This window comes from Enterococcus canintestini (genome assembly GCF_001885735.1).
GTDB classification, from domain to species: domain Bacteria; phylum Bacillota; class Bacilli; order Lactobacillales; family Enterococcaceae; genus Enterococcus_C; species Enterococcus_C canintestini.
Window position 1 is genome coordinate 1 of the sequence record NZ_JXKG01000037.1, and the last position, 8,177, is coordinate 8,177.

The following is an 8,177-nucleotide window of genomic DNA, read 5'->3' on the forward strand; positions in this document are numbered from 1 at the left end:
TTAGAGCTATGAATTATTCAGGTATTAAATAAAATCCATCAATTTACTTATCCATAGAGCGTGAGTATAGTTTTCCTACACATTCAAGTGCTATACGAAGTTCTTTAATTCTCTGTACAACACAATCATCACTACTGCGCGTCATCCAATCTGGATTAGCATCCATTAAATTCATTATTTTTATCCTAATTTCTTTTTGCCACTGTTTCCTTTTTTTCTTGTCCATTAATCTTTCACACCTCAGTTAATTATTATGTAGCAACAGATAGGAATAGATAGCTGAACAACAGAATCTCTATACTAGAATATTATAATTCTGAAAAGCTGATTAGTAAAGAAGTTGAACAGTAAATGCATTTAACCATCTTGTAATAGAAATACTGGGTAGAAAAAAATTAAATGTTATAGTATTATTAGCATTGAGAATAATTCTCAATTGTTTAGGGTCTAAAGTTGTTAAATCATGCCAATACATATTATGGTTACTTTTTCGGACATAATGAGGAGATAGTGTTTTGAATCTGTAGCATTTCATATTTTCCCGAATATGTGGATTTATGTGTTTAATGCCAATATAATAAGACTTACATCATCAGATTGGTTGAATCTTTAGAACTTTTGAATTTATTGTATCTATTTTGAAGTAAGAATAGCGTTTTCAGTGTCCATGCTCAAGAGAATTTTCATTAACAAGATTGCTAATTTATATTGTTTGCATACGTGTAAAATCATCCTACAGGGTGGGAGTTAATATACGAGGAGGAAAGAGACACATGAAAAAGATAGTTTTGTGTTTGCTTTTGTTGTCATCGCTTACATTTAATCAGCAAGTTTTTGCAGAATCTTATGAAAATTGGACTGAAGTTGCCACGGAAATGAATATTTATTTGGATAAAGCTGTGAAAAGTTACTTTTCCGGAGATATGGTCCAAGCTAAAGAAGATATTAACACTGCTTATTTCAAGTTTTATGAGAAGTTGGGGTTCGAAAAAACCGTTAAAACACATATCTCTGGAAGGAGGGTAAAAAATATTGAAGCTTTGTTTCATTTGTCTAAACGCTTGAGTGTGGAACGAGGAAACGAGGAAGAGTTAAGCGATACGATCAAAGAGTTAAAAATTAATCTTTTGGAAGATGCCACTAAGTTAGACAATTTCAACGGAGAAAAAACTTTAACTCAAGCAAGGAAAAATGTTAATAATAGCTCTGTTGTTTTTATTTCTTCGTTTGGACTAACGCTAAGAGAAGGATTGGAAGCGATTCTAGTCATTTCTGCAATTATTGCCTATCTAGTAAAAACTAATAATGGAGAATTAGTGAAGAAAGTTTATGTAGGAACAGGATTAGGCGTTGTTTTTAGTGTTATTTTAGCAATTATTTTCACCTATACTGCACAATTTTTAGGAGATGTAGTAAGTGGAAGGGCACAAGAATTATTTGAAGGTATCACTATGTTTTTAGCCGTAGCTGTTTTGTTTTATATGAGCAATTGGATGTTGTCGAAATCATCAATTGAAAATTGGAATAAATATGTTTCTCAAAAGGCACAAATCTCTGTTTCAACGGGTTCACAAGGAGCGTTAATATTTTCAGCATTTTTAGCCGTGGCAAGAGAAGGGGCAGAGTTAATTTTATTCTTTCAGGGACTTCAAACTACTGTAAGAGAGAATAGGCAGTATATTTGGTATGGGTTAGGTTTAGCAGTTCTCATTCTGCTTTTTGTGTTTGTTTTAGTTACAAAATTCAGTGTAAGACTGCCAGTAAAACCATTTTTTTATGGAACTAGCATTTTGATGTTTATTATGTGTTTTTCATTTTTAGGGAAGGGGGTATCGGAATTGCAAGAGGCTGACGTGGTCACGCAAACGTTTGTTCCATGGATGAATGGATTTAGTGTTGATTTTTTGGGAATCTATGATATGTATGAGTCGCTTATACCACAACTTATTTTGCTGGTTATTACTATAATGATGTTTATTAAATCTACTAAAGGTGGGGGAAAAAATGAAAGATTATAGAAAAAATTATTTTTATTTAACCGCATGTATGTTGCTATTATTTTTCACTCTGAGTGGTTGTAAAACAGTAGAGAAAGTAACAAATATGAGTGAGGAGAAGATGACTATAGTAAATGAAAGTACTATGGAAGAACATGATTTAAAGAGTGATGATTCTGAAGTGGCATCACCTAAAGATGTAGCTGGATTTGAAGAATTTGATATTGGTGATTCTGTTGAAAAAGGACCATTGCATATTGCAGCTGTGTATTTTCAGCCAGTAGATATGGAACCAGAAGGGAATAGTCTTGCCAAAGCTGATGCTGATGCGCATATTGAGGCGGATATTACTGCTACGCAAGAAGGTGCTGAGATGCTAGGTTACGGAAAAGATGAATTTGTTCCTGGATTAGGTGTCAAAGCAATTATTCAAAAAGAAGGTAGTGATGTAGTTCAGGAAGTAGCTTTTATGCCAATGAATGCTTCTGATGGCCCTCACTATGGATCGAATGTTAAATTTGAGGAGGGGTTAGGTACGTATAAAGTGAAATTTGTAATCAGTGCTCCAGGGAATGAATACTTACTTCATGTAGATAAAGAAACTGGTGTAAATGGTAAATTTTGGACAACTCCTATTGAAACAGAATGGCTCTTTGATTGGGAGGGCCCCAAGTGGTAATACTTCTTAATTAAGAAAGGTAATTATTTATCTATCAGGATAAAATTACGGTCAATAAGGAATGCTCTATTGCATTGTTAAAGCATTCTTTGCAGAGCATGTTTAATACTTGATAATGTTTTGATTTCTGGCATTTCCATATACCTAATTGAAGTAAAATCGTAAGTCATTTTTATTATTATGCTAAAGTTTATAAGGAGGAAGTGGAAGTGTTTAAGAGCTTTATTCTATATATCCAAACATTTTTGGTGCTGAGCTCTGTACTTTTTTGTTTTTATCAGTTAATTCAATCAAAGAAACTGAAAAAACAGACAACAATTTCTGCGTTATTACTATCTTCTCTAGTTATTTTGTTTGTTCGTATTCCGAATTTTTTTAATAAATCCGAATTTTTAAAATTGTTATCTTTGGTGTTAATCCTGCTCATATGTCTTTTCTATTTAAGTTTTCTATTGCAAAATAGGTCCAACCAAATAAAAAAATATAGTTTAATTGGAATTTTAGTGTTAACAATTGTTCAAGCTAGTCTAAAGCTATATGACACAGTCTCAAAGATTTCGGTTTATGAGCACAAACTTTTCGAAAAGAGTTCAGTGCTAGAAATCTCAGGCAATTTATTAGGAGTTTTATTCATTTTGCTTTGGGTAATTGGTTTAAAAAAAAGTGTATCAACTATGTTGGATAAAGAAAAAAATTTTTTTTCAAATTTAATATTGATAGTCTTTTTATTTCAACAATTTGGACTAGGGATGCTTTGGTTGTATCAAAAAACTATACTGCTCGACGGGAGCCCATACATTTTTCAAGTAATTTCTTTGTTAATAAATCAGCAATTGTGGTCGGTTTATGCTTTGTTGATAGTGATATCTTTCTTTTGCATAAGTTTAAATAAAAAGAAAAGAACGCAGCCACTGTATATAGACAATATGACTGCTGCAGAAAGAAGGAAAGTCATCGCTTTGGATCGAAAAAACCGACGAGCTCTAATTTTTTTGGTTATGATGATGTTTTTAGTTTTGCTAAGTACAACAATTTTAAAAAGAGCGACAACACAGGAAGAAACTTTATCAGAACCAGAACCTTATGAAATCGAAGGTAGTGATATTATTATTCCTTTATCTAAAGTTTCAGATGGGGATTTACATCGTTATGAGTATATTACAGAAAGCGGAATTCCAATTAGATTTATTGTGATACAAAAAAGCGAAGGAGCTTACGGTGTGGGACTAGATGCGTGTGAAATTTGTGGAGCTAGTGGATATATTCAACGAGGGGATACAATTGTTTGTAAACTTTGTGATGTAGTTATGAACAAAGCCACGATTGGTTTTAAGGGAGGGTGTAATCCAATTCCTTTGGCGTATGACATAAATAAACAAAAAATAATTGTTCATGAGAATGATTTGAGCAAACATGAAACAACTTTTAAATAGCCTAATAACATTAATTGGTAAACTTTGAGGGGGGACTGAACAAAATCTGACAATGACCAATTTCAAAAAAGATTCATGTTAACAGTATTGCAGCTCCCTCCTGTAAACAATTTTAATGTTGTGTCTGATTAGGCTGGTGAGTTTCATGGTAGTTTATCATTAATTGCGGAAAGCTTCTCATAGTTAAGATAGATATTTGTGTTGTTGTTTTGGTTTCCTCTTTATATTTTAAGTGAAAATCTTGAAGCATAGGATGACTGATTTTGGAAAGATGGCACCTATATTTTACAGTATCCAAAATCGTACCATAATCGAAACAACTAGCACGTTAGGAGTATTAATAATCTCTTGGGTGCTAGTTTTTTACATGGATGTCATAGGTGTGGCTAGAAGGTTCTCGTTGCCAGTTCTTTTTTTGCTCTATTAAAAATGAGAAATCACGAATATTGAAACGTATTCTGCAAAGAATTTTGTTACTTATTGCTTTTAATAAGAGCAAGCAAGAAAGATAATCATTTTAGAATATATTTATTGAAAGGAGGCAAGGAGATGTTCTTAATAAAAATAATGATACACTCTATTTTCAGAAATAAGAGACATTCCTTGCTGATAGGTGTGACTACCATTATTGGTATCACTCTATCGGTCTCTATGCTGTCAACCATGCTTGGTATTCAAGAGAAAATAAATTTGGAATTAAAAAGTTATGGGGCTAACATCGAGGTAACACCAAAAACTACAGAAATTATTAGCGATTTATATGGAACCAAGAAACATATGAAACAAAGGGACAGTTTTATTAATGAAAAAGATATTATAAAGGTAAAATCTATGTTTTGGGGATTTAATATTTTGGATATTGCTCCTTACTTAATAACCTCAGTACAAATAGATCAAACTCATCAACCGGTAGAAATGGTTGGTACTTGGTTTAATAAAAAATTGACGCTTACCAATAATGATACGATGGTAACAGGCCTTCCAAAAATAAAAAAATGGTGGGCGATAGAAGGAACCTGGTTAAAAGATAACGATCTTACAGGACTCCTAGTTGGTGAAGGTATAGCTAAAAATAAAAATTGGCAAATTGGCGATATAATTGTTTTGAAAGGTATAGGAACTGAAAAAAAGCTCGAAATCAAGGGGATTTTTCATTCTGGTGAGGGGGATGACCAACGCCTTTTTGTCAATTTAAGGGTTGCTCAGCAATTGTCTGGTAATACAGGCAAAGTTTCTAAATTTGATGTAAGCGCATTAACGACACCAGATAATGAATTGGCCAAAAAAGCGGCAATTAATCCTAATCAATTAACAGTGAAGGAAAGGGAAATTTGGTATTGCACAGCTTACGCTAGCTCCATTGCGTATCAAATCCAAGAAGTGATGCCAGATGTGGTTGCAAAACCCGTCAGAAGAATTGCTGAGTCAGAAGGAAAAGTTTTAGAGAAAAATAAGCTACTTCTGATTTTCGTTTCAATTATTAGTGTTCTAGGTGCAGCAGTTGGGGCGGCTAATCTAGTATCCGTTACATTAATGTCACGAAATATTGAAGTTGGTCTGAAGGAAGCTCTTGGTATTACAATGGGCATGCTTTGTTGGGAATTACTTTCAAGTATTTTTTTGATCAATTGTGTGGCAGGTGTGATTGGTTTTATTTTAGGGCAAGGCGTAACACAAATTATTGGGCATATTGTCTTTGGTTCGGGAGTTCCGTTTTCAATTTATTCGGTTCCTTTAACGATTGGGCTAATTTTGTTTATTTCTGTGATTGGTAGTATTCCAATGATTCATTATTTACGGACTTTTAACCCAGCAGATGTGCTACATGGAAGGAGCTAAGTTCAATGAACATGAGGAGAAAGTTGCTTGTTAAGGCTATTTTTAATCGAAGAGGACGTTTTTTAGTTTCTTTGTTATCTTTGATTATTGGAACAGCAATTATTTTCAGCTTGCTAACATTATATTTTGATATTCCTAATCAATTTTCTGGTGCCTTTCGATCGTATGGTGCTAATATGATTTTTGTATCAAAAGACGCAAAACGTCCCTTGACTTTAAAAGATGTCGATAGTTTGTTAAAAACCATTGGTGATGAGAAATTGGTTGGTTTGGCACCGTACCATTATGAAACAGTTACGTTAAACCAACAGCCTTATTTACTAAGTTTAACAGATATAAATCAAGTAAAAGCGAACAATACTTCTTGGAGGGTAGAGGGAAAGTGGCCTAAAGCCAGCCATGATTTGTTAATTGGTAAAGAAATTGCTGAGTTTAGTGAAATTAAGGTAGGTAGCATTATTAAATTACAGACTATTTTAGATAAAACAGATATGGATTCCCGATTAAAGTCAGATAATTTCGTTGTAAGTGGGATTGTTACTACTGGAGGAAACGAAGAAAACAGCCTTTTTATGAACTGGTCTGGTGGTAATCAGTTATTTGGTCAGATGGGAGAAGTGGATGTGGTTGAGGCAAACTTAGAAGGAAACAAAGATGAGCTCACTCAGTTAAGTCAAACAATCAATAAAAAATTTGGCACTATTGAAGCGCGTTTAGCAAGTCGAATTAGTGAGGCGCAAGATAAAGTGTTTAAAAAAATTGCGCGTTTGTTTTTAGTTATTGTGATTTTTGTGGCTTTATTAGTGTCATTAATTTTATTCACCACATCTTATGCAATGATTTCTGAGCGTTGGAAAGAAATCAGTTTGAAAAAAACACTAGGGGCTTTTGAAACAATGATTTACCAAGAGTTTATGCGTGAGAATCTATTAATTTCATGCATTGGCTATGTACTAGGGTTTATTGGTGGGATTTTGGGAACAAAATGGGTGTCGGCAACATTTTTTCTAAGAGAAAGTCACTTGTATTGGTGGTTTTTTTTATTAGTCCTAGGTGTAATGATGTGTATTAGCTTTTTTTCTACATTAATTCCTCTAAGAAAGATAAAAAAAATAACTATTGAGCAGGTATTAAAGGGGGAATAATAGTGAAAAAGATTCTGGAAATGAAGAACGTATCTAAAATATATAAAGATGTTTATGCGTTATCAAAAATTAATTTTGATGTTTACGAGAAGGAGTGGGTGTCTATTGTAGGGTCCTCTGGATCAGGGAAAAGTACGTTGTTAAACATAATTGGTTGTATCAGCAATGCTAGTGAAGGAACGATTATTTTTGACAATCAAGAAATAACCCAATTAAAGCCTAAAGAATTAACTGCTATTCGTCGGGATAAGATTGGTTTTGTTTTTCAACAATTTCATTTGGTTCCCTATTTAAATGCTCTTGAGAATGTGATGCTCGCTCAATATTATCATAGCATTGTTGATAAAAAAGAGGTCATTGAAACCATGAAATCTGTTGGATTAGAGAATCGCATGTACCATTTTCCAAAACAATTATCTGGTGGTGAGCAGCAAAGGGTTTGTTTTGCTCGCGCAATTATTAATTCTCCGCGTCTAATTTTGGCGGATGAGCCAACTGGTAATTTGGATGAAGAAAATGAAAAAATTGTCTTAAGCTTACTACGTAAAGCACATAACCAAGGCTCGACCATTATTGTAGTGACACATGATGAGACAGTTGCTAAGGAAGGCGATCGTATTGTGAAACTTAATCACGGAAGAGTAATTGATTCATATGCATAGGCTTAATACATGTTGATTGAAAAGTCAGAGCTATTCTTCAATCGAGCAGGTTCATCTAAACAACTAAAGTCGCGAAAATTTTGGTTTTTAGATAAAATGTTATCAAAAATCAATGGTGAATTACTAATTATATTGATTAAAATAAGTAACGTTAAGAAGAGTAAAAAACGATTAGCGATTAGTTGCAAAAAACAAGGGTTCTATGTAGCATATAGTATATAGATGTTATAAACAACATCACTCCAGAAAAAGAGTAGCCGGTTCCAGAAGCTTGGGGAAGTCTTTCAAGGAAACTCGCTACTCTTTTATTGCACATAAGAATAGCATACTATGCGAAATTTAATCAAGATGGTATTGAAAAATCAATCGTGTTGGTCTTATGAAATCACTGGAAGGAAAGGCTCTAAGTCAAATCGTGTTGT

General features: G+C 33.4%; 7 protein-coding genes. 6 read left to right on the forward strand and 1 reads right to left on the reverse strand.

Translation table 11 applies throughout. The annotated features are described in order from the left end of the window. Window positions 1-43: 43 nt before the first annotated feature. The gene (locus tag RU96_RS12350) at window positions 44-226 is read right to left on the reverse strand and encodes a hypothetical protein (protein WP_033646960.1); all 183 of its coding nucleotides are present in this window, start codon (window positions 224-226) and stop codon (window positions 44-46) included. A gap of 547 nt (window positions 227-773) precedes the next feature. Between RU96_RS12350 and RU96_RS12355 the strand changes: the two genes are divergently transcribed. From RU96_RS12355 to RU96_RS12380, 6 genes are all read left to right on the forward strand, one after another. Continuing rightward, complete coding sequence (locus tag RU96_RS12355; protein WP_071865783.1) at window positions 774-2,018, forward strand: FTR1 family iron permease; 1,245 nt, start codon at window positions 774-776, stop codon at window positions 2,016-2,018. A gap of 100 nt (window positions 2,019-2,118) precedes the next feature. Beyond that, entirely contained in the window at window positions 2,119-2,676 is a 558-nt protein-coding gene (locus RU96_RS12360) for an iron transporter (RefSeq protein WP_249024205.1), read from the forward strand. Window positions 2,677-2,885: 209 nt separating this feature from the next. Beyond that, the gene (locus RU96_RS12365) at window positions 2,886-4,109 is read left to right on the forward strand and encodes a Fe-S-containing protein (protein WP_071865785.1); all 1,224 of its coding nucleotides are present in this window, start codon (window positions 2,886-2,888) and stop codon (window positions 4,107-4,109) included. 549 nt (window positions 4,110-4,658) lie between these two features. After that, on the forward strand, window positions 4,659-5,948 hold the full coding sequence (locus RU96_RS12370) for an ABC transporter permease (protein ID WP_071865786.1): 1,290 nt from the start codon (window positions 4,659-4,661) through the stop codon (window positions 5,946-5,948). A 5-nt stretch (window positions 5,949-5,953) separates the two neighbouring features. Beyond that, the gene (locus tag RU96_RS12375; RefSeq protein ID WP_084035500.1) at window positions 5,954-7,093 is read left to right on the forward strand and encodes an ABC transporter permease; all 1,140 of its coding nucleotides are present in this window, start codon (window positions 5,954-5,956) and stop codon (window positions 7,091-7,093) included. 2 nt (window positions 7,094-7,095) lie between these two features. Beyond that, complete coding sequence (locus tag RU96_RS12380) at window positions 7,096-7,755, forward strand: ABC transporter ATP-binding protein (protein ID WP_143350975.1); 660 nt, start codon at window positions 7,096-7,098, stop codon at window positions 7,753-7,755. Window positions 7,756-8,177 lie beyond the last annotated feature (422 nt).